Source organism: Paenibacillus sp. FSL W8-0426 (assembly GCF_037969725.1).
GTDB lineage: Bacteria > Bacillota > Bacilli > Paenibacillales > Paenibacillaceae > Paenibacillus > Paenibacillus hubeiensis.
Genome location: NZ_CP150203.1, coordinates 2410547 through 2432998, shown reverse-complemented (window position 1 = coordinate 2432998; position 22452 = coordinate 2410547). Strand labels below are relative to the sequence as shown.

Here is a 22452-nt window from a genome sequence, read left to right as displayed (position 1 = left end):
CCTCCACATATGGAATGAATATCCAGAAAAAAATACTAACCTCACTCATCCTTAGAATCGTATTATTGATTTGCAAAAATTGGTTAGGTTTTACATAACGTTGTGTATCCATGAAATCCATGTACTTCGTAAGTTCCTGCCCTTCGTATATCATAACCCATATTGTGGTATTTGCGAACAGGAATTTCCTAATCCCCCATACCAAAAAGGCAACCGCATCAGCAAGCTGCCTTTCTCGTACAACATTTATTCTCCTGGCATCAATCTCTTACCCTACTCACTTCGAACCATGACTTTCCACCGCTCGGTCTACCATCGCCTTCTGCTGCGCGATCAGGCAAATCTCTGCCGCCTTGAAGGCATGCTCCTGGGTCATTGCCGTTTCCGTACGTTCCATGCAGTCACGGATGAGCGCGCCGAAGAACGGGTAACCCACTTTGCCTTTGACGCCGAATCGGTATTCGCCTTCGTGGTTCACCAGATATACCTGATCGCCTTGCGCCTCTCTGGCAATGTCGGTATATTTGCGCAGCTCGATGTAACCGTCGGTGCCCAGGATGACGGTCCGGCCGTCGCCCCAGGTGCCGAGTCCATCCGGCGTAAACCAGTCCACCCGAAAATAACCGGAGGCCCCGTTATTGCCAGTCAGCGACGCTTCGCCGAAATCCTCCAGTTCGGGGAACTGCGGATGGTGGAAATTATGCACCCGGCTGTAATTGACTTCAGCATCCGTACAGGACGCAAACGTCAGAAACTGCTCGAACTGATGGCTCCCGATATCGCAAAGGATGCCCCCATACTGCGCATGCCGGAAAAACCAATCCGGTCTCGAAGCCGCATTTAATCGATGCGGTCCGGTACCCATGACTTGCACGACCCGGCCGATCGCGCCGTCGTCGATCAGTTGGCCGGCATAAATCGCACTTTCCACATGCAGGCGTTCGCTGTAATATACCATGTATTTTTTTCCGGTGCGCTTCACTTCCTCACGGGCGAGGGATAACTGTTCCAGCGTCGTAAACGGCGCTTTATCCGTAAAGTAATCCTTGCCTGCCGCAAGCACTCTCATGCCCAGCGGGGCCCGTTCGGAGGTAATCGCTGCCCCGGCTACCAGCTTCACGTCATCATCCGTCAGTACCTGCGTTTCGGACGATGCGGCTTGAGCTTGGGGAAATTTCTGGCGGAACGCTTCCACTTTGGCCGGGTCTGGATCGTAGACCCATTTCAGCGTGGCACCGGCCTCGACCAATCCTTGGACCATACCGTAGATATGTCCGTGGTCCAACGCCACCGCACCGATCGTAAATTCCCCCGGACCGCAAACAGCCTCTCTTTTGATACTTTTGGGAGCATAGAACATTCCGTCTTTCGGCATACCGTTTCCATCCTTTCGCGTGTAAAATTTAGAGTGGCCACAGCTTCAATTATTTGAACGTCTGTGAAAGGTCGGCAGGCTGAGCGCTGCGGCTCACTTGTTCTTTCTTGAACGTCGAATTCGCGATTCGCGCCTGCAAATGTTCATGGAACAGGTCCTCATCGATCGGCAGATCGACCCAGTTATCGGTCCAGGTAGACAGCAGCATCGCATTGGACAACGTTAAACCATGAATCCCCTCCACGCCCGGAGCAATCAGCTTCTCACCGTTTCGAATCGCATTGATCCAGTTGCGAATGAGGCCAGGGTGACCGGACTCCGTTCCATGAATGGGAACTTCACATTTCCAGCATTCCGGTTGACCGAATCCCCCCGTGTAACGACGGTTGAACTCCGGCTCCGGTTCACGCAGCCGCCAGAACGTCAGCTTCCCCTCTTCGATGACGATTTTGCCGCGATCGCCGCTCACTTCGAACCGGTTCGTGCCCGGTGCTTCGCCTGTCGTCGTCACGAAAACGCCGGTTGCTCCATTTTCATACTCGACATATGCGGTCACGTCGTCCTCGACTTCGATGTTTCGATACTTGCCGAAAGCACAGAAGGCCCGCATGCGGACAGGCATCATGCCGATCGTCCACTGCCAGAGGTCCAACTGATGCGGATCCTGATTGATCAGAACGCCGCCGCCTTCGCCGGCCCATGTCGCACGCCAGCCGCCGGAGTCGTAATAGCTTTGCGAGCGGTACCAGTTCGTAATGATCCAGTTCGTTCGTCTGACCTCGCCAAGTTCTCCGGATGAGATCAGGTCCTTCAGCTTTACGTAGAGCGGATTGGTCCTCTGGTTGTACATAATGGAAAATACCTTGCCGCTGGCTGCGGCAGCTTCATTCATGAGACGCACTTGTTTCGTATATACTCCCGCCGGCTTCTCGATCATGACATGCAGTCCGTGGCGGAACGCCTGAATGGCCTGCTCGGGGTGATCGTAATGCGGCGTAGCAATGATAACCGCATCGATCGTGCCCGAAGACATCATTTGCTCCGGCTCTTGCCAAAATGCCACCGATGACGGAAGATTCGCGGTCACCCATTCCGCCATTTCGCTCCTGACATCGCATACCGCAGCTAGTTCAGCCCCTGGCACATCTCCTGCAGCAAGCGTTCTGGCATGCGCTGCTCCCATATTTCCGATCCCGATCACCGCTACTCTCACTAAGCTCATACTCGCACTTCCTCCTCCAGTTGACGTTCAATGCCTGCCATCACGTCGGCAAAATGCTGAAGCATTTCCGCCGAAGCATACGTTCCGCTAAAGTCTTCAATACCGTAATATCCATCGTATCCGACCGCTTTAAGATCCCGGACAACCTGCACCCAATCCACGATCCCACCTGTGAGCGGAGCCCACCGGGATGTCCATCCGGCCCGAAGCGATAACGAGGCCGCCGACGTGGTCCCTCCCTCGTTCGATTCAGCATCGGCCTGTTCCTTTGCGTCCGGATACCATCCTGCATTTTTCACATGCACATGTGCCAGATAAGGTCCCAACAATTCCAGTCCCATCCGGTAATTTTCATACCCTTCATGTACCATGTTGCCTGGATCGTACAGTACGCCCACATGGTCGGGATCCAGCGATTCCACCAGCCGATAGGCGAGCGAAGCCGTCGGTGCAATCGTGAAATGATGCGTTTCCACCAGTGCCTTGACCTTGTATTGTTTGGCAAGATCCTGGACCTTTGTCAAATAACGCACAGCCTGGTCGTACAACGCTGGATACGCCGTTTGGCGGTTGTACCCCGGTACGCCCACGCGCATCATGGAAGCTCCCAGCGCAGAAGCTGCCTCAAAGGCCTGCACGGTCGCAGGCAGATCGCCACAGTTCAGGTAGGGTACAAGCGCAATGGAACGCCGGCCATGTTGAATGGCTGCTTCACGGAATGCAGGTACGTCTTCTTCCCAACGGGCAGGATCGATGGAACAACGGTTATTTCCCCAAAAAGAAGGCGTCTCGGACCGTGCGGCCTCCGGGATGCCGCGAAATCTCCACTCCACCCCTTCGATTCCGGCCGAGGCTGCAGCCGCAGCCAATTGTTCTGCCGTCATGTCCGGGGTTGCCACGGTAAATACGGACAGCTTCATTTTGCTCATCTCCCTTATGTAATCGTATTCAAATCAAGGTTTACCCGCATTGTAGCATTCCTTGAAGCGCCTCCATACCCACTTGGCGAAACAGATGAACGAGAGATAAACGCAGCGCCAGATTGCGCATTCAGAGATAAACCCATACAGCAAAAAAAAGCACCCCATTTCAGAAATCATTTCTGAAAAAGGAATGCTTCACGGTTCATCGCATGGTTATGGACAAACATTACCGATCATAAAAGACGTGCTCGGCCTGCAATGATCCTCCATCCGTATGGATGATGCCAAAGGAACACTGCGGCTGGCGCCGGCGATCCGTCGCTGAACCGGGATTAAAAACAAGCAGGCCATTCACCGTCCGCAGCAGCGGAATATGCGAATGCCCGAAAATAACCGCATCCACATGCTGCCCGGCAAACGAGGCAATGGCGTTCTCCTCCGTCGATTTCGAGCCGATGTGGCCGTGTACCAGTCCAAAACGGAAGCCGTCCGCCTCCACAATCCGGGAATATCCCAACTTTCTCCCGATGCTGCCCGGATCGGTGTTGCCCGCAACTCCCTCCACGGGAGCATATCCGCTCAACAGTTCATATACGCTCCAATCCGACCAATCGCCGGCATGCAGGATAAGATCGGCTTCGGGCAATGCTGCCAGCAGCGGCTGCGGCAATTCCTTTGCCCTTCCGGGCATGTGAGTGTCGGAAATAACGACGATTTTCATGCATTGTCCTCCTTTCGATGCGGTTCCGGGCCAAAGCGGTTACCGGACCGCGACTTCGCTGTCCGCACAGGCACGTTCCATATCCTCCAGCGTAATCGTGGCAAAAAACTGCTGTACCTTTTCCTCGGCCACCCGGTACAGGTTCGTCAGCAAGCCATCGATCCGCATGCCTACGTCGCAGTTTGGATTGCAATTGCCGTGGATCGGGAATAGCGGCCCCTCGTCCTTGGCAGCTTCATAGATCATCGCCAGCGTGATTTCGCTGGACGGCTTAGCCAGATAAAACCCCCGGGTTCCCGGGGACGAATCGACGAGGCCCGCCTTTTTCAGGCTGCCCATAATGCGTCTGACCACAACCGGATTGGTGTTGACGCTCCCCGCAATCAATGCGGAAGTCATTCGCTCAGGAGCGCTGCACGACAACAGCAGCAGACAGTGCACACTGACCGAAAAATGAGTACTCATGATTAACCACCTTTTATGTTTGATAAACCCGTTGCGCTTGCTTATTCCGGAAACAAATTTTGTTCAGGGCGCGCTCTAAGCTTCAATTGGCGCACGCTGTATTCCAGCTGCTTTACGATGTCTTCAAGCTGTTTGCGGTCGATTTTGTTCGGATCCTCCACCGGTTTGGCCGTTGCCTTGAGCTCGCGGATCGTAAGCTGCTGGTCCTGCCATTTGTCCATCAGATCGGCAATATTGGCATAGAAGCGTTCGTAATCCTTGATCACGATGTCCAGATACGCATCCACTTCTTCCGGATCGTAGCCGCGCAATTTATAGTTGAATTGCTTTTCATGTATGGACAATGCGTCCAACTGTACGCCCAGCTGTTTGAACAGCTGTTTTTGTTTGTCCAATCTTCGTTTCATATGTTCATCCATCTCGACGCCCTCCATTAGAACGCGCTGCGGTCCCATGCGGCTGTGCTAGGAACCAGCGGCATTATCTCTATATATTTTTTATAACACATTATTCGAAAGATATAAAATCATCTCCATCATTATGCCCAGGATATGCCGCTATTCACGGACAACCTCATTCAGGCAGCATGATTGCACCGCATGAAATTCGGGTAAAAACGAACTACACCACGCATTTGAAAGGAGCATTCATAATGAGTACATTGACGAAAACCGAGCTGTCCAACCTCAAAAACGCGCTCCTGGAACAACGTGAGAACCTGCAGCGCCATTTCGCCTCAAGCATGGAGGATGGGGCTCCCGCAGAGTCGCTGAAGGATTCCACAGGAGAACTGTCATCCTATGACAACCACCCTGGAGACGCGGGTACCGAAACCTTCGAGCGCAGTCGCGACCTGGCCGTGGACGAGACGCTTGCGGACGAATTCGACCAGATCAACGCAGCGCTGGAACGAATGCACGACGGAACGTACGGCACCTGCATCATCTGCGGAAAAGATATTCCCTACGAACGGCTGGAGGCCATCCCATATACCGCTTATTGCATCGATGACACCCCCAGCCGGGAGCTGAGCAGCGACCGACCTGTCGAAGAAGATGTCATGACCTTGCCTCCAAGGGGCGCCGGACAAGCACGCCAGCGCCATGCAGGCAAGTTTGATCATGCAGACGCTTGGGAAGCCGTCAGCGAATACGGAACGTCCGATTCGGAGACAACCGTGCCGGGACGCGGCAGTGCAAACCGCGAGGAGAACCTGTAACATTAGTCCGTTCATTCCCCCACTATTTATCGCAGCTAGGCCATTTCGCATCTGCAGCGCAACACCCTGCCGATGAACCGCGATGACCCGCACCCGGAAGCACCCAAAAGCTAAACCGTCAAAAGCCGCCCGCAGGCGGCTTTTGGTCATGCCATTCGATCTGGTTTTGCTTTCATTTTCGGGCGGTGACTGGCAGACCGAATGAGCTTGAAACATCGATGCCTTACCTTTTCCTTTTCGCGGACGCTGCTGACCGAGTCCCGGCATGGCCTGAATCTTGAGAACCTGAGCGGGATTTACGCTCGCCCTTCCCTTGAGGTTCGACATCGTCGCTACCCGCCGATGGAGCATCTTCCATCTGTTCGGACACGGTTACGAACAATTGGAATGCTTGCTGTTCTCCCCGCTTTCCTTTTTCAGCATACGGTTCGCACAGTTTCGTGATTGCCTTAAAAAGCTGCTCCATCTCTTCCCGGGTTCCGTACAGCGCCATGTCCGAAATTTGCCCAAACATGTCTTCGCCATGCTCCGCCTGTTTCATAAACCGTCGGCGGCTCTGTTCGTACATTTCATTGAGCAGCTTCATCGCTTCGGAACGAAACACCTGTTTCAGGGGTGAATTCTCCTCGTCCTCATGCCGCAGATGGATTTCCCCTTTGAACGGTTCATAATATTTGGCGATGATACCGTTGATTTCGCGCGTCGAAACCATGCTGAGCAGGCCGATGGATTCGAGTTTTTTCACATGGTAATGCACCTTGGCGGGTACCTCGCCCATGAGATCCGCGATTTCCTTGACGGTGGACGGACGGCCTTGTTTGTTATACATATTCAAGATCTGCATCCGGTAAGGATCAGAGTATATTTTGACTTCCTCTATGGTTGATAACACTTTCCGCTGCATACCTGTAACCTCTTTTCCGGGTACCTGGTGTCTTCCAATCTCCTACCATTATAGCGTTTGAAAGCGCAGGCGGTCAAAAGGCTTGCTGCAGATACTCATGGTTGTTTCACGGTTCTCCCCTACTTCAAAACACGGCGGAACGTAGGGCTCATGATGAGCCCTGCCGCAGACAATGCCATTGCGACGCCAAAGCCGATAAACAGGATGGGCATAGGCACCCACTCGGCGATGGCTCCGGAGAGCAAGCTTCCAAGGGGAACAGCGCTGAGGCACAGCATGCTTTGAAACGCCGACACTCGGCCAAGCATGCCGGAAGGCGTCACCTCCATCATGTAAGAAGCCAGCGGCGTGGTGGCCAGCGGAATGCCGAAGCCCATCAGCAAAGCGAAAACGGCCGCCACAGCCAGCGGATACTGCCCGATATAGGCAGGCAGCGCGGTCATTGCATAACTGAGCCCAAGCATTACAATGCCGAGGATGACCAGCAGGCTTTTGCGGTAATTGGAACCCCAGTTCGTCAGCCACAACCCGCCCAGTACCATGCCTGCAACCATCATTCCGCTCAGCAGGCTTAATCCGCCGGCCCCGGCATTCAATATTTCAGTCACATAAGGCGTGCGCAGCACATTAAAGGGCATTAAGCAAAAATTGACGAAAGCAAACAGGAAGGAGGTCATTAAAAGGACGGGAATCGTGCGCAAAAAGCGAAATGCTTCAATAATTTCGGAGAAAAGACTGCCGTGGGGAGCGGCGGCTTCGCCTGGTTCACTCGTGTCTTCAAGAACCACATCGGGCCGAATACCCGGAAATACCACCTTGGCCATGAAGAAAGCGCTGGCCCCGAACAAGGCCGCATCAATCCATAGGGTCCACGCGATGCCGGCTCCGGCGATCAGGGCACCGGCCGCGGCGATGCCGGCAAGCTCTGACATGCGCGCAATGGATGAGGACAATGCGTTTCCGGACAACAGCAGACCGGGAGGCAGCAATCGGGGAACGCTGGACGTCTCGGCAGGAGTGGCAAAACATTCAAGCAGCGAAACGAGCACGGTCATGACAAACAGATGCCATACTTGCAGTTCACCGAGACTAAACAACAGTGCCGTCAAACCTACCAGCGTTCCCCTGCCGGCGTACGCCAGCATGATGACTTTTTGGGGAGACATCCGATCTACCATCGCCCCGGCAAACAGACCAAACAGAATGTTGGGCAAAAAGTTCACGGCCATCAGCGTGCCCATCAACAGTTTGGAGCCTGTGAGCAGATATACCATCCAGCCGTATGCGATGGAGTCTACCGAATCGCCAAACCTGGAAATGGTCCTTGCCAGCATGAATTGCGCATATGAGCGATTTCGCAGCAACTCGAAAATACCTTGTTTTTGCACCACCGTGCTCTCACTCATCATACATCCACCCTTCAACGTGAAAATAATTTTAATGTTAATTTTATTTTAATGGTAATTCATGAAAGTTCAACCCCTTCGTGAAAAAAAATTTAACGATCCCTGCCGCAGCCAATACGAACTAAGGCAAACAAAAAAACAGACCCTTGTCCTCCAAAGGTCTGTCCATTCGCTTCATGCTCCATCGAGCCATATTGGTTTGGAACCGAAAATATTGCGTTGCCCTGCTTTGCTTTTCAAACGATTAGTCTTCAACCAGAAATCTAAAATCGGGCAACTCTTGTTCGGCCTCCTCCATCAGGCTGCGAAACCGTTCGGCATCGGCACCAAGACGCTGCTCGCTGATGCCGTAATTTACCCATTTGAGTTCGAGCGGCATTTCTGCCATGGCGGTCAATCCATCCCACAGCGCATCCAGATTCGCACCGTAGAAATCCGGCAGCTTCAATTTCGTCTTCAATTGTTCATGCAGCTCCGAGCTCGTGGAAAATTGGGTTCCATCCAAAATAACGCTACCCATCGTCTCTTCCTTTCTTTACTTCATTCGCGTAAACGTGACGTAATGATCCGTCGTTTTGTAGATCAAGCCATCATTAGAATACACGATTCTGTCTGCATTGCGAAAGCCCGAGGTGTAATTGATATCCGCTTCGCGCCAAACTCTTCCGCTGGCTGAAGGCAATTTGCCCTCCCGGTTGCTGAACACGTCGCCGCCAATGCTTTTTCCCGGCGCCACCACGGCCAAATTGCCCTTGGATGCTACCCAGCCGAGTGCTGTCGCCTGCGATTTGGTAATAAAGTTGCACGGTAACGTGCCGTTGGCGCTTAAATAGTTTGCTACGCCGTTAAACGTGTTGATGATCGTGCATGTGGCTGCCGATGCTTTCTGCTGCGCAGCCGGGGCGAACTGTGCTCCCGTCAGAAACACAAATGTAAACATGACGGCAAGCAAAACGGTGGACCAAAACTTTTTCATTGTGACCAGCCTCCCTCGGTTTGATTGAAATGAAAGAACTGCTTTAGCCGTTTTGCCTTTGACAAGATGACTATAGACAAGTTCTTCCAAAATCATTTATATCACGCCATTTAGGGAGAAAGGTCAACATAAATAGATTTATTTGTAAATTTTTAGATATTTTGATAACCAAAAGAAAAAGACTCGCATCGCAAGGAATGGAGTCTACCTTTCTGACATTCAGGAATGGGCATCCGCCTGCTGGCGCAGAATGCCGCTTATTTTGCATTCGGGCTGTCCAGAACGATTCGCTGCCGGGTACGGGCCGACTGCAAGCACGCTTCGATCACACGCATATTGTTGATGGTGTTTTCCGGCGTAAACGGCAACGGTTTACCGTCAAGGACCGCGTCGGCAAAAGCTTCTGCCTGCAATACGTAAGAGTTGGACACGGACACCCGCTCCTCGCGGCTGACGGAATCCAAATGTATAATAATTTGCGGCGGAATGTCGCTGTTTTCCCAACCGAACACTTTGGGCAGTTCAATCCGCCCTTCCGTACCGAGGATTTCCATTTCGGCTCTTCCTGATGCCCATAGGCCGCAGTCGAACGTCAGCGAAACGGAACCCGGAAACTCGACAAGCCCGGAGGCCATCATGTCCACACCGCCATGTTCCTCCGAAAAAAACGCATTTACGGTAACAGCTTCGGGCTCCTGCCCAAGATACATCCGCGCTGCGGATATGGGGTATACCCCCAGGTCGAACAGCGAGCCTCCGCCCATCTCCGCTTTGAACCTGACGTTGTCTTTATCATCTGCCGAATTGCAGGTAAAATTGCCATGGATCGCGCGCACGCGCCCGATTTCTCCGCTGGCAATAATCTCTTCCACCCTCCTGTGCTTGGGGTGATATCGGTACATGATCGCTTCGGCAAATAACACCCCATGCTTCCGGCAGGCCTCGATCATTTCCATGGATTCCTCCGCAGTGAGAGCGGCCGGCTTCTCGCATAATACATGTTTTCCGGCCTCCGCCGCCTTGATCGTCCATTCCTTGTGCAGATGGTTTGGCAGCGGGACATACACGGCTTCAATATCCGGATCCGCAATAAGCTCGTCATAGCTGCCGTACACCCTCGCAATGTTCAACTCTTCCGCAACGGCCTTGGCCTTTTCCAAGCTGCGGCTGGCCAATGCCAGCACTTCGCCGCGTTCGGACTGCTGGATCGCAGGCATCACCGCGTTTTTTGCAATCGTGGATGCGCCCAGCACACCCCACTGTAACCGCCTCTGCATACTCATCTTCCTTTCGTGCCGTAGTTGTCCTGCTCTGCCTTGTGCAGCATGCCGAGACAGCGGTCCAAGTCGGCTTTGACCTGCTTTTTGTACAGCTCCGCTTTCTCCGCGCCGTCTGGCGTAAAATGGTACAATACGATTTCCTGGAAATCCACCTTGGGATCGTTGCCTTTCAGTTTTTTCGTTCGATAAAAAATGCCCTGCTGCACCAGTTCGTGCAGTGCCCGGTAGATCTCGCTCTGAGGCGGTACATACCCGTAAGCTTTGAATTCCTGCTTCATGGCCTCCAGCATCTCATAGCCATATCCTCTATGCTGTTCGACCATTGTGATGAGATAGAGCTTGATAAATGCCCGCTGCGCAATCATAAAAGCCATGCCCGTTCCCCCCTCTTTGTCCAAAACTTGCTAATTCCATTATAAAACTTATGTTCGCATTCTGCCATCTTCCTCCGTTTTTCAGGATAGAGGCAAACGTCCGCAAGAACGGCGACAGGAGGCAGGTCATATCGGGGGGTGAGAACGGCGGCACTCTGTGTTGTTATTATGAATTTTTCATATGTTTAAATTTTGACACTTAGAAATTACGTTGTTCTCTTTATGTTTTTAAGCGATGACTGTCATTTAACAAATTCGATCGGAACGGCCAGTTCGCGTGCCTGCATATCGGATACTGTACTGCCAACATCTTCTCGCGCAGCATTGGTCAAGACCCGGGTCGGGCGGCGGGCGGTGTGTTTGTTGTGAATTTTTCATATGTTGATTGATTCATCATTCTAAGAAATTATCTTTTTTTCTTATGATCCGGAACCGTGCCAACGATCCATCTGCCCCAAGCAAACCTGGAAACAATCCAAGTGAGTATGCATGACAGCGTAAGCGCGAGCAGCCAGGTCAGGATCATGCGGATCACCAGGTTCAAACCCAGCGCCACATAAATTCGTTCATCCGGGATATAGCTGTAGCGGAGCATTAACATGTGCATTAAATAACCGCCATAGGAAACCCCGCCAATCCATGAGAGCCATTTCAACGTCCGGGGGTGCCGCAATTTGTTTGCCAGATCATACATGACCATGATGGAAGCAACGAGAAACAATGCCATGTCCGGCCGGATCAGACTTACCGTATAAAACGTGATCTGGATCCCTTCGGGCTTCTGAAATTCCTGCAGTAACAAATATATAAACCGCAAACCCGTTATTATAAACACCGCCCAGTATACCCCACGGTACCGTTCGACCCATTCGTTCCAGCGCTGAACGGCCATTCCGGCAGCCGCGCCCAGCACAAAATAAAAGAAAAAGTACAGGAAATTGCGGTCCGCATATGTCGTGAACATGTCCGTGAGCACCGGAATGTTCAACTTCTCCATGCCGCGCGCAATATTGCCGAGTTGTCCCGCAAGCACCAGGTACGCTGCACCGGAGACCAGCAGGGCGACCATCCGCCCCTTCGAGTCAAATCGACGGTACACGTATCGTACGGCTGTCAAAAACAGCGGAAATACGAGATAGAACTGAATCAACATGATGATATACCAGAAATGCGAGCTTGTTTTGCCTGTGATCAGCTTGAGTGCCAGCCCGGGAATCTCCTGCCAACCAAAATCGGCCCAGATCCCCGGCGTAAGAGCAAACGTAATCAAGGCCCAGATCACATATGGAATAATGACGTCCTTCCATCGTTTGAACATGAATTGTCCGTAATGAAGCTTTTCCCCGGTGTTGTAAAACAGCACCATACCTGTGATAAAAATAAATAACGGCACGGCAAACTTGGTTGCCATGAGCAAAATCGCCAGCAACACGCCGTCTTCCAGCCGCGTTTCCGGCACAAGCGAAAAATGGGCGATGGCATGCTGCAGCACAACGGCGGCAAAAGCCATGCCTCTTAGACTTTCAATAGCTGCGATTCGTTCCTTCCTCGGAATCTCTGCCGCCTCCTTCCACGATCATATTGGATATGATCAAATCATGTATTCACCGATGGGAATATTCCCTTGAACGGCCAGATCTCAAAAACAAATCCGTTGTCCCTATGTATTCATGCTTCCCTCTAACGCCCCCGCGCATAACCGGGTTGCCTGGCACCGGACGCCATACAGAAGCCGGCTTCCCCACAGGAAAACCGGCTTTTGTAGACTGCCAGACAGGAGGGCCGGGCTGATCCGAGCCTCTCTTTCATGTTGTCCGCATAACATTCGAATCATGGGCTCGCGAGCACGCATGCCGTGAATCTACCAGATGCCCATTTAGAGAATCGCAAGCGGCAACCGATCAACTTCGAAGTTTCCGTGATCGTCACAGGAACGTATTGTTTCCGTATTTCGCGGCTTTGGTCTGCGCTTCCAGCCTCTGTTCCTCCATGTCCAGGTCCGTGCGTTCTACGGGCCTGGCTTGATCCGCCTCGTAATGGTTATATCTGTCCCGGTTCAGCTCGCTGCTGTTCCGAAACACATCATACACGACCGAATCGCGATCGGATGTATCAACCAGCAGCAAAATTTTGCCGCCCCGAACGTATTCTTCGTATTGCCGGGCATCCTCCTCCGGTATTCCCATGCCGACCAATCCGCCGACGAGTCCGCCAGCGCCTGCACCAATCGCTGCCCCGGTGAACGTAGCGGCGATCGGTCCGGCGGCCAGAATCGGGCCGATGCCCGGAATGGCGAGCGCCCCGATGCCTGCCAGCAGCCCGACCACGCCGCCCATTACGCCGCCAGTCGCCGCACCAGCAGCCACGCCTTCCGGCGCTTTTGAGCCGGTTTCCTCGCGAATCGCTCTCAGCTCATCCCGGTCTTGCGTTACCACCGAAATTTCTTCCGGCTGAAATCCGTGCTGCTTCAACGCTTCTACTGCTTGGGAAGCCTCACGTTCCGTATTGAAAACACCAACGATTTTATTTTGCATAACCAATCCCTCCTCAGTTTGTAGCCGGCAGCACCCTGCCCTGTACCTTCACCGTACAGCGGGGCTCCGTCTGTTATGAGTGGTTCGTTATGTATTTACCCACCCTCGCGGCATTCAAACGGGGTTGTTGCTGTCATGTACGCGGTTTGGCTCGGTTCGTGGCCACAGCCTCCAGCGGATTGTCGGGCCAGTAGTGTTTTGGATAACGGCCTTTCAGGTCCTTTTTAACGTCAAAATACGTTTCCCGCCAAAAATTGGCCAGATCCCGGGTGACCTGTACCGGTCGCTGCGCGGGGGAAAGCAGATGCAGCGTCAGCGGCACGCGGCCGCCGGCGATTCGCGGCGTCTCCTGCTGGCCGAACATTTCCTGCAGCCTGACCGACAAGGTCGGAGCTTCAGGATCGCTGTAATCGACCGGAATGCGCGAACCGCTCGGCACCTGAACATGGGTCGGTGCCTCCTCATCCAATTGCTGACGTTTCCCCCAATCCAAACCGCTGAGCAGGATGTCATGCATGGACAAGCTTTTCAGGTCCTGGACCGAGCGCATGCCCGTGACGAACGGCCGAAGCTGCTCCTGCAGCTCGGCGGACAGTCCGTCCGCGGCCGGTGCCAGATCAGGCCAGTCCGGCAAATGATGGTGCAGGAACCGCAGCCGGTCCGCAAGCTGCCTGGACGATTTCGTCCAAGGCAGGCAGCCCGGCCCTTCCAGGCGAATGCCGTCCAGCATGGCCTCCAGCACGTCCTCCTCCGGCGGCTGCGCGATGGAGCCTTCCTTGACCACGATCGCCCCGATGCGCCATTTGCGCTTTGCGCGCACGCTGCGGGTACTGCGATCCCAGGCGACGAGTGTTTCTTCCTGCAGCAGATGCGGGCTTGCATCCAGCAATCGCTGTTCGCTGACGGGGGCCGCGAGCAGAATGCCCGCGTCCGCGCCCTGGTCGTCTGCATCGGCAGCGACCAGATAGGCTGACCGGCTCAGCGCCTCCGTGGCGGGGAGCCGCACCCCGCGGCCGCTGCTCAGCAGGTAGCGGCCGTCTTCCCGGCGCTGCGCGATCCGGTCCGGGTATGCGAAGGACAGCAGCAATCCGCAGCTGTCCTCGTCCGGCCGGGCCGGGTCTGGCGCCGCCGGGCCGAGCGCCGCGCGCAGCTGGCGGCTCTCCTGCAGCAGGCGCCGCACGGCGGCCGCATCGGCCGCCGCCGTCTGCGCCGCTGCGCTGCTGCCGGCCGACAGCAGCGCCTCCACGCGCGGGCGCAAGTCCGTGCCCGCGCTTCCGCTGCCCCGCAGGCCCGCCGGGTCCTGCAGCAGCGCCGCCAGCACGCTGGCGTAGCCGGCCAGCCCGAGCTCCGCCGCGCGGAGCAGCATGCCGGCCAAGCGCGGATGCACGCCAAGCGCGTTCATCCGCCGCCCGAAGGGCGTGATGCGGCCTGCGTCATCCAGGCCGCCCAGCTGGCGCAGCAGCGCCTGTGCCTGGCCGTAGGCTGCGGCAGGCGGGGTGTCCAGCCACTGCAGCTCCTCCGGCTGCCGGACGCCCCAAGCCGCAAGCTCCAGCGCCAGCGGGGCCAGATCCGCGGACGCGATCTCCGGACGCGCCGCCTCCGGCAGCGCGCCGTGAGCCTCTTCGCTCCACAGCCGGTAACACACCCCGGGCGCGATGCGCCCCGCACGCCCGCGCCGCTGGTCCGCGGATGCCTTGGACACCGGCAGCGTAACGAGCCGGCTCATGCCGGTGCGGGGCGAAAACGCGGACGCCCGGCTGAATCCGGCATCCACCACAACCTTCACGCCGGTCAGCGTTAAACTCGATTCGGCGATCGAGGTGGACAACACGACCTTGCGCCAGCCGGCCGCCGCCGGACGAACGGCTTCATCCTGACGTTCCACAGGCATGCTGCCGTATAGCGCGTGCACCTGAACATGCGGCGGAAGCCCGAGGATGCCCAGTTCCCGTTCCGTACGGTGAATTTCCCTCGCACCCGGCAGAAAAACCAGCACGTCCCCTTCCTGCTCCCTCAGCGCCCTGACTACGGCTTGTGCCGTGAACGATTCCACGGAAGCCGCCGCCGGTTTGGGCAGATACTTCGTTTCCACCGGGAACGTTCTTCCGGGACACGCCAACCATCTGGTGCCCTCACCCATCAATCCGCAGACCGGTACCGGATCCAACGTCGCCGACATGACGAGCAGCTTCAGATCCGGACGCAGCAATGCCCTGGATTCAAGCGCAAGCGCCAGCCCGAGATCCCCATGCAAATGACGCTCATGGAACTCGTCGAAGATGACCATCGCCGTATCTTCAAGCCCTTGATCCTGCTGGAGCATGCGTGTCAGCACACCTTCGGTCACCACCTCAATGCGTGTTTCCGCGCTCACCCGGGTATCCATGCGAACGCGGTATCCGACCGTTTGTCCCACCTTTTCACCAAGCGAAGCCGCCATGCGGGCCGCAGCGGAGCGCGCTGCAAGCCGCCTTGGCTCCAGCATGATCAGCTTGCGTCCCTCGACCCAAGGTTCGTCCAGTAACGCAAGCGGCACCACCGTCGTTTTTCCGGCGCCCGGTTCGGCGGTCAGTACCCCTGTATCTCCATCCCGAAACAGCTGTCTCAGCTCGGGAATGATCTGTTGTATCGGCAACTCCATTTCCACGAATAACCTCTCCCTTATCCTAAAACAAACGATCAACTGCCCGGTTTTATCACGCGTAGACCGCACTCTTTCCCCGATCCGTGGACAAACCTTCGCTTGCGATATAATACTACAAATCAGCTTGAAACGGTATCCTCACCCGTTCGTACGTCAAACAAGGGCGTACGTCGATGTCATCTCGGCCATTCCCTATCGAACTGCGAGTACTGACTGTCGGACCCCTGTGAATATTCCCATGTGCCAACCTGTGACATCCTTTAACCCTTGCCGCTGCATGACAAAAAGCCGTTCCAGGGGAACGACCGTTATGTGCTTGCATATGATTTCTTCTCTGCTTACAGAGTCCGAAGTACGATTAACTAAGCAGCGATTCCGCCCCGTCAATGACAATTTCGGCCCCCGTGATGTGCTCGGATTCGGAAGAGGCCAGAAACGCAACCAGGTCGGCAACCTGTTCGGGCTTGCCCGGGCCGCCCTGCAGCGGCTGCTGCCCCTCCGGAAATTCAATCGGAATGACGATCTCCTGCAAATCATCCGTTTTGATCGTACTTTGATCAATATTGGTCGCAATAGCACCGGGACAAATGACGTTAACGCGAATTTTAAATTTCGCGAGTTCCAATGCAGCCATTTTGGCGAAGGCCACCTGCCCTGCCTTGGATGTGCTGTATCCGGACATGCCGAAGCTGGAGAAGCGCTGATTGCCGTTGATCGAACTTGTGATGATAATGCTGCCGCCCCTGCGTTTCTTCAGATGCGGCAAAGCGTATTTGACGGTAAAGAACGTGCCGTCCAAATTGGTGGTGATGATCTTTTTCCAATCTTCCACCTGAATGTCCTCAATGGGAGCGGATACGCCATTGATGCCCGCGTTGGCAAACACGACATCGATGCCGCCGAACAGTTCCACAGTTTCCAGCACCGCTCTTTCCACGCGTTCCGGGTCGGAAATGTCCACATCGAACGCTCGGGCGGACCCTTCATGCAGCGCGTTGATTTCCGCCGCAGTCTCCGAAATCCGGTCATTCACCAGATCGAACAACGCGACCTGTGCCCCTTCATTCGCCAGCTTCAGCGCCGCTGCCTTGCCGATGCCTGAACCTGCTCCCGTAATGATCGCCACCTTGCCTGCAAACCTGGAACGGTCATGATGATGCGTCATGATTCCTCTCTCCTTTTTCTTGTGTCTTAGAGGCTACGAGGAAACGATATAAGTTGAACCAATGATCTTTACACGGAGCCACTACGTGGTCAGAACCATCTTTCGATCGCTGTGATCCCCAAATTTTTTTGATCCACTTATTTAAGGGGAAATCCGGCGATAAGCCTATGCTTCCGATGCAGCGTTCTTGTTAAGCGAGCGCTTCGCATCTCCAGCTTCTTTCTGTCCTCTCCGTGATCGTGTAAATGTCTGGTTCAACCTATATAGTGGCATTTATTTCGCCGCAGTCTCTTATGTAAAGCAATTCTTCACAAGATTACCCAAAAAGAGCTCTTTTTAAATCATGCACATCGCAATTTTCCGTTTACCACTCCAATTCGATCAATGCCGCATCGTCTTCCAGCCCTCCCGTGTGGGCCGCATCAAGAAGCACTTGAATGTGCTCGTCCGGGATATAGGTGTGAATGGCGTCCAGGTCGTTCAATCCATCCGTATACATTTGCAGCCGGAAAGACTCCTTACCGGACAACTTGGCATCATATACATGGGGTTTGCCGCCAACCGGTCCTTCCAATGTGGACCAACGCTCGCTGGAGCGGCGCATCTGCTGGAAAGGAGCCGAGTGTTCCTTCCCGTTGCGCCACATCCGGATTCTCAAGTCCCCCTGCCAGGCGAGCCACATGCGGCTGTTTCCGTTTCCTTTCGCCAGCTCGACCCTGCCGCATACATACATCGCCTGACTGCCTCTGCGAAGCTTCTCCATCAGCACTTCGCGCAGAAGCAGCGGCGAGTTGTCCAAAGGCTTCAATTTGGAGAGCTGATCGGATGCGGGAACCGTCAGTTCGCGAAGCAAACGTTCCACGCCTTCGGCACTGGGCACCGGCGTGCTGACGAGCCATTCGAGCAGGGCATTGCCCAGAAATCGAGCGGCAAAATCACCAAGATAGCTCATACCGACCCCATCGCACAACACAAAATGAACGACATCCCCATCCATGTTGACCGCTGCAAAGTCCTGCCCGGAATCTCCCTGATTCACGGTTTCGGCGGCTCGCCCGTACCCATAGCGACATTTGAAGGCGCCCTCGTAACGGGTAAGAGGCTGTTCTCCCGTCTGCAGACTGACGTAGCGAAAGCCGCGATATGACCTGGCACGGGGCAATTTATCCCCGGTAGACAGCGAAACCAAACGCATTGTTTTCAATCGGTTTCCCCCTATCGTACAGGTGTGGCAGCAGACATCTGGAACCCGATGGATACCAGCTCGGCACAGGTCCCGGGAAGCATCATCAAAGCGCCTGGAGCAAGCAAATAATCGGCTTCGACCAACATCTCCCGGTAGCTCTCCGGAAGGACGGAAGACATGTTGCGCAGCTTCTCGCCGTGCTCGTCCTTCAGAGACGTCTCCGCATGGATGCCTTTCCACCTTCTCGGCTCGGCAATCGGCGATTCCAGCAGATGGTCGGAAATGAAAATATTCTCAACCAGCACGTTTCCGTCAGGCACGCTCATGCCCATAATGCGTTTCGCAATCGGTTCGGGATCGTCCCCCGTCGCCACGCCATCCGTCATGTGGCACACCAGCGGGGCGGGACAATCCTGCATGTGCGGAATTTCCGCTTGCAGTATTTTCTCGGCCTGCAAAAACGCTTTGGCCGAATCCGAGAAGCGCTTTGGCGTAAGGTCAGGCAAAGAACCGATGGCGGCGATTTCGTCGATGCCCTTGATCCCGTTCAACAAGTCATACACATCATCGCTGTAGGCCAGGATGGCGATCCGGTAGCGGGGTGTCAGACGGTTGCCTTTGGTCGAACGAAATACCATCTGGCGAATGGCCAGGGACAGCGCATCGTAGACGACGTCAATGCGTCTGCGATTGTCCAGAACCATATTCATGGAGGCGCTGATATCAATCAAATAAATGATAAGTGCGGGTGTTCGCTGGGATGCTTGAATCGTATAGTTCATCTGGGATGTGTCACCTCCGTCATTTGTTTGATTTACAGGTCTGGCAGGACGTAGTCCGTATTGCCCAGGAATTTGTTGATGGCAGTCATGCGCGCAGCCACCTTGCCCACACCCTTAAAGTATGCAGCGTCGGTATTGTACAAGTTTTTGAAATCGCGTGCATAAGCTTCGGCATTTTCGATGTTACGGCCTTTTTGGGCATTGTACGCTTTGTTATAGTGGGCAATCAGGGTTACTACGTTTTGGGCGCGTTTTTTCTTGAGCGCCGCCTTTTGGGCCGCTTCCTCTTTGCGTCTGGCTTCTTCGGCCGCCTTGCGCGCGGCTTCCTGCTTGCGCGCAGCCTCTTCAGCTGCCTTGCGTTCGGCTTCTTCCTTGGCTAGCCTGATGTCGCGCTCTTTCTTCCAGACCAGATATGCTTCGTATTTGGCTTGTTTGTCGTACTTGGCCTGAGCTGCCTGTTTGGCCGCCTCCTGCTTCTTTCGTTCCTGTTCTGCCAAATAGGCCTCATATTTGGCCTGTTTATCGTATTTTTCCTGCAATGCTTTCCGCTCTTCTTCTTTCTTTTTGGCATCGGCCTGCTGCCGTTCTTTTTCGGCAGCCAGCCTGAGCTCCTCCTCGGCTTTCTTTTTCTGTTCTTCCTCCTGCTGCTTTAGCAAAGCCGCCTTTGCCGCTTCGGCTTCCTCGGCAGCCTGGATCTCCGCTAATCTGGCGGCTTCCTGCTGTTCCTTCTGTTTAACCTCGGCTTGGTCGGCCAAGATGTTGACCGTCGGAACCGTTCCGGCCAGCAGAACGACGAGCGCAGCGGCAGAGATCATGAACTTTTTGGTCCGATACAACGGAATTTTGCCCTGTTCCGCAGCTTCTTCCTTCGGATTCAGTTGGGCATCGAGCTGCTGGATGGCTGCTTCCACTTCAATCTGTAACGGACTTTTGTCGGGAATAAAATGATACAATGACCGGTACACTTCAAGAGCAGCGCCCGGTTTACCCTCTTCCTCCAACAATCGCGCCTGCGCGAACAAACGGTTGATGACGGCTTCCTGCTCGGGCAGCGACTTGGAAGCCAAGCCACCCTCCCTTGGGGCGTCTGCATTTCCGGTTATCTCTTCCGTTACCGGGGCACTCCCCGCCTTTTCGGGAGCCGGAGCCGCTTCTTCCTCCGCCATCAAAGGAGCAACCGCAGCCTCCGCTTGCTCTATGGATGCCGAAGCGAGCACGACCAGCCATTCTCCAAACGTTGGACAGCTGCTCAAATCATGGCTTTCCCAGGCTCTGGTGAACAATTCGGCGACTTTCTGGCCCCAACGCCTCTGGAGTGAGCCTTGCATCGCGACATAACGTTCGCTCACCGCCTGCATTTCGTTCTGGTCGAAATAGCTTTCTCCCCAAGCCTTGTCTACGATCGCCGGATCGGACCAGCTCAGCATTTCGGCAATGATCACCGCTCCCGCAAACCTGTCCGCATAAGCGCTCCACAAACCGCTGTGCACTGTCCGATGGGCCGCATACCCCGGGGAACCGGCAAGCAGAGCATCCGGACGATCCATTTTGGAACCGTACATCTGCTCCACATCCACCAGTTCTACCGCCGATGCCGTATTCGGGTCCTGCACTTCGGAAAAAAACGGAATCATCACATTGGGCGCGGACAGATCGCAATGCGCAAGTCCGCGCTGCTCCATGGCAGAGCCCGTGCCGGCAAGCGCCTTGGCCAGCCTCAGGCTATCCTCTGTTGTCAGCGTTCTTTGGTCGCTGATGACATCAAACCAAGTCATGCCCTGGATCCAGGGCATGATCACCGCGTACAACAGATCCGGATACTCTCCAATGAGCGCTCCGTTTCTTTCCGGAGTGAGCACATCGCGTTTGCATACGCGCATACCCGGCAGCGCGCTGTAAGGCTCCATATGTTCCGATTGATACACCATGGCAGGAATCCTGAATTTTGGAAAAAACACTTTTAGTGCCTTAGCACCATCTATGGAACCATTTTTGGGAATCAGCTGATAAACAATCCCCTGCCTCCCCGCCTGGGCGTATGCCAGCCCGGGAGCGGCGGGATGCTGCCCAATCGTGTAGGCAATGTCATTGATCACCAATTCATCCCCTGGATTCGGTTGAAAAGACATGCTCATCCCTCTCTCTGATCATTTCTGTGATGGTGCAGCAAAAACCGGGTGTCGTTAAACGCCCGGTTTCTGCCGCAATAGTTTCTCTTCTGGCTTGCTCTCTGCCTACACGTATGTATGACAGATTAACGAGTTTGGTCAGCCGTGCGGAATTTGTTGGCGATTGCCGTAAGTTCCGCGCTAATGCTGTTCAGCGTTTGAACAAAAGACTGCATTTGCTTGCTCGCTTCCTGGAACTCCTGGAAGAAACGCTGCTTGGTCATCCCTTCCCATTGTCCCTCCATGCTTGTGATGGATTGAGTCAGGGAAGTAACGATTTGCTGGCTTTGCTCACCGCTTTGTTTGAATTGGTTGGAAACCTGATCAAGCTGCTCGGGGGTTACTAAAATACGTCCTGCCATGTGTAAATTCCTCCTTGATTAGAGCTAGTAAATATTGCTTGTTCAAATTGTACTATATTGGAATCCTTTGAACAAAAGCCGAAGGACCTAATCCTATTTACCCCATTTTCAGGACCTGAATCTTCCCCTAACAGCCTATTTTCGCCGAAAATTCATTTTATTCCATCAGGCGGATCACATCTGTATATTCAAGTCATCACGATACGACAGGTTCGCTTCCTCTGGTCCCCCGATAGGACGGATCCGTAAACTTCCATGCCACCGGTTCGGGCTGCATGGCCTGAACCAGAGTGGCCGGGGAACCGTCAGGCGGAACGGTGTCCTGTACTTGGTATACTGCCCTTACTGCAGAAAAAGGATCGGATACGACGGCAGAAGTCGTTGAGTGCACAGGCAGGATCTGTCCTGCCTCATTGTCTTCCATGACTTGAAGCAGATTGACAGCGTTGACGTAGGCCTTGTTTACATGTCCCAGAATCGTGCGATACTCCATGTCCACTTGCTGAAACACGACCGCCTTTCGATCAAGCTGCGTCCCGAGCTCCACGAACCGCCGCACCGCCGTCTCGCCAAGGCGCTTGCAATAATCCCATTCGGCCATCACCGCAGGACGGGATTGCGCTTCCCACTCCAGCGAATGAATGGCTTGATCCAACACTGTCATCTTTTGCTGTATTTGCTCCGCCGCATACTGAATCTGCCTGCTCAGTGCCCGAAGCACATCCGGTTCCACACGAATGCGCATT

22 protein-coding genes are annotated in these 22452 nt (G+C 54.5%); 1 reads left to right on the top strand and 21 read right to left on the bottom strand.

Features of this window, described 5'->3' with window-relative positions; translation table 11 throughout:
* Nucleotides 1–277: 277 nt before the first annotated feature.
* The 6 genes from MKY59_RS11185 to MKY59_RS11160 all read right to left on the bottom strand — a co-directional run bounded on the left by MKY59_RS11185 (nucleotide 278) and on the right by MKY59_RS11160 (nucleotide 5125).
* Entirely contained in the window at nucleotides 278–1375 is a 1098-nt protein-coding gene (locus tag MKY59_RS11185; RefSeq protein WP_339277563.1) for a Gfo/Idh/MocA family oxidoreductase, read from the bottom strand.
* A gap of 49 nt (nucleotides 1376–1424) precedes the next feature.
* Entirely contained in the window at nucleotides 1425–2597 is a 1173-nt protein-coding gene (locus MKY59_RS11180) for a Gfo/Idh/MocA family oxidoreductase (protein WP_339277561.1), read from the bottom strand.
* A complete protein-coding gene (locus MKY59_RS11175; RefSeq protein ID WP_339277559.1) occupies nucleotides 2594–3517 on the bottom strand; it encodes a sugar phosphate isomerase/epimerase family protein in 924 nt (307 codons plus the stop codon). The genes MKY59_RS11180 and MKY59_RS11175 overlap by 4 nt, the downstream gene beginning before the upstream one ends.
* Nucleotides 3518–3746: 229 nt before the next feature.
* Nucleotides 3747–4241 carry a metallophosphoesterase gene (locus MKY59_RS11170; protein WP_339277558.1) on the bottom strand — a complete coding sequence of 165 codons (495 nt, stop codon included), beginning with the start codon at nucleotides 4239–4241 and terminating at the stop codon, nucleotides 3747–3749.
* A 39-nt stretch (nucleotides 4242–4280) separates the two neighbouring features.
* Nucleotides 4281–4706, bottom strand: a complete 426-nt coding sequence (locus MKY59_RS11165) for an Rrf2 family transcriptional regulator (protein ID WP_236417247.1) — start codon at nucleotides 4704–4706, stop codon at nucleotides 4281–4283.
* Between the two features lie 41 nt (nucleotides 4707–4747).
* Nucleotides 4748–5125 carry a DivIVA domain-containing protein gene (locus MKY59_RS11160; RefSeq protein ID WP_236417245.1) on the bottom strand — a complete coding sequence of 126 codons (378 nt, stop codon included), beginning with the start codon at nucleotides 5123–5125 and terminating at the stop codon, nucleotides 4748–4750.
* A 233-nt stretch (nucleotides 5126–5358) separates the two neighbouring features.
* Here MKY59_RS11160 and MKY59_RS11155 point away from each other — a divergent pair, with 233 nt between their 5' ends.
* A complete protein-coding gene (locus MKY59_RS11155; RefSeq protein WP_339277555.1) occupies nucleotides 5359–5925 on the top strand; it encodes a TraR/DksA C4-type zinc finger protein in 567 nt (188 codons plus the stop codon).
* 223 nt (nucleotides 5926–6148) lie between these two features.
* Here MKY59_RS11155 and MKY59_RS11150 read toward each other — a convergent pair whose 3' ends face one another.
* From MKY59_RS11150 to MKY59_RS11080, 15 genes are all read right to left on the bottom strand, one after another.
* Nucleotides 6149–6829, bottom strand: coding sequence for a helix-turn-helix domain-containing protein (locus tag MKY59_RS11150; RefSeq protein WP_339277554.1), 681 nt, complete (start codon nucleotides 6827–6829; stop codon nucleotides 6149–6151).
* Nucleotides 6830–6948: 119 nt separating this feature from the next.
* Complete coding sequence (locus MKY59_RS11145) at nucleotides 6949–8235, bottom strand: MFS transporter (protein WP_339277552.1); 1287 nt, start codon at nucleotides 8233–8235, stop codon at nucleotides 6949–6951.
* Between the two features lie 244 nt (nucleotides 8236–8479).
* Nucleotides 8480–8755 (bottom strand): barstar family protein, encoded by a 276-nt coding sequence (locus tag MKY59_RS11140; protein ID WP_236417237.1) that lies wholly within the window; start codon nucleotides 8753–8755, stop codon nucleotides 8480–8482.
* 15 nt (nucleotides 8756–8770) lie between these two features.
* Nucleotides 8771–9211: a ribonuclease gene (locus MKY59_RS11135; RefSeq protein ID WP_339277549.1), complete on the bottom strand. Its 441-nt coding sequence runs from the start codon at nucleotides 9209–9211 to the stop codon at nucleotides 8771–8773.
* Nucleotides 9212–9468: 257 nt separating this feature from the next.
* Complete coding sequence (locus tag MKY59_RS11130) at nucleotides 9469–10488, bottom strand: Gfo/Idh/MocA family oxidoreductase (RefSeq protein WP_339277547.1); 1020 nt, start codon at nucleotides 10486–10488, stop codon at nucleotides 9469–9471.
* A 2-nt stretch (nucleotides 10489–10490) separates the two neighbouring features.
* Entirely contained in the window at nucleotides 10491–10865 is a 375-nt protein-coding gene (locus MKY59_RS11125; protein WP_236417231.1) for a helix-turn-helix transcriptional regulator, read from the bottom strand.
* 406 nt (nucleotides 10866–11271) lie between these two features.
* Complete coding sequence (locus MKY59_RS11120; RefSeq protein WP_339278370.1) at nucleotides 11272–12393, bottom strand: acyltransferase; 1122 nt, start codon at nucleotides 12391–12393, stop codon at nucleotides 11272–11274.
* A 397-nt stretch (nucleotides 12394–12790) separates the two neighbouring features.
* The gene (locus tag MKY59_RS11115) at nucleotides 12791–13399 is read right to left on the bottom strand and encodes a general stress protein (protein ID WP_339277545.1); all 609 of its coding nucleotides are present in this window, start codon (nucleotides 13397–13399) and stop codon (nucleotides 12791–12793) included.
* Nucleotides 13400–13532: 133 nt separating this feature from the next.
* On the bottom strand, nucleotides 13533–16040 hold the full coding sequence (hrpB, locus tag MKY59_RS11110) for an ATP-dependent helicase HrpB (protein ID WP_339278369.1): 2508 nt from the start codon (nucleotides 16038–16040) through the stop codon (nucleotides 13533–13535).
* A 361-nt stretch (nucleotides 16041–16401) separates the two neighbouring features.
* The gene (locus MKY59_RS11105; RefSeq protein WP_236417225.1) at nucleotides 16402–17208 is read right to left on the bottom strand and encodes an SDR family NAD(P)-dependent oxidoreductase; all 807 of its coding nucleotides are present in this window, start codon (nucleotides 17206–17208) and stop codon (nucleotides 16402–16404) included.
* Nucleotides 17209–17572: 364 nt separating this feature from the next.
* A complete protein-coding gene (locus tag MKY59_RS11100) occupies nucleotides 17573–18403 on the bottom strand; it encodes a hypothetical protein (protein WP_236417426.1) in 831 nt (276 codons plus the stop codon).
* A 20-nt stretch (nucleotides 18404–18423) separates the two neighbouring features.
* Nucleotides 18424–19176, bottom strand: a complete 753-nt coding sequence (locus MKY59_RS11095) for a vWA domain-containing protein (protein ID WP_236417222.1) — start codon at nucleotides 19174–19176, stop codon at nucleotides 18424–18426.
* A gap of 32 nt (nucleotides 19177–19208) precedes the next feature.
* Nucleotides 19209–21305 (bottom strand): hypothetical protein, encoded by a 2097-nt coding sequence (locus MKY59_RS11090; RefSeq protein WP_339277544.1) that lies wholly within the window; start codon nucleotides 21303–21305, stop codon nucleotides 19209–19211.
* A 125-nt stretch (nucleotides 21306–21430) separates the two neighbouring features.
* Entirely contained in the window at nucleotides 21431–21706 is a 276-nt protein-coding gene (locus MKY59_RS11085; protein ID WP_236417217.1) for a WXG100 family type VII secretion target, read from the bottom strand.
* A 196-nt stretch (nucleotides 21707–21902) separates the two neighbouring features.
* Nucleotides 21903–22451: a WXG100 family type VII secretion target gene (locus MKY59_RS11080; RefSeq protein ID WP_236417215.1), complete on the bottom strand. Its 549-nt coding sequence runs from the start codon at nucleotides 22449–22451 to the stop codon at nucleotides 21903–21905.
* Between the last annotated feature and the right edge of the window lies 1 nt (nucleotide 22452).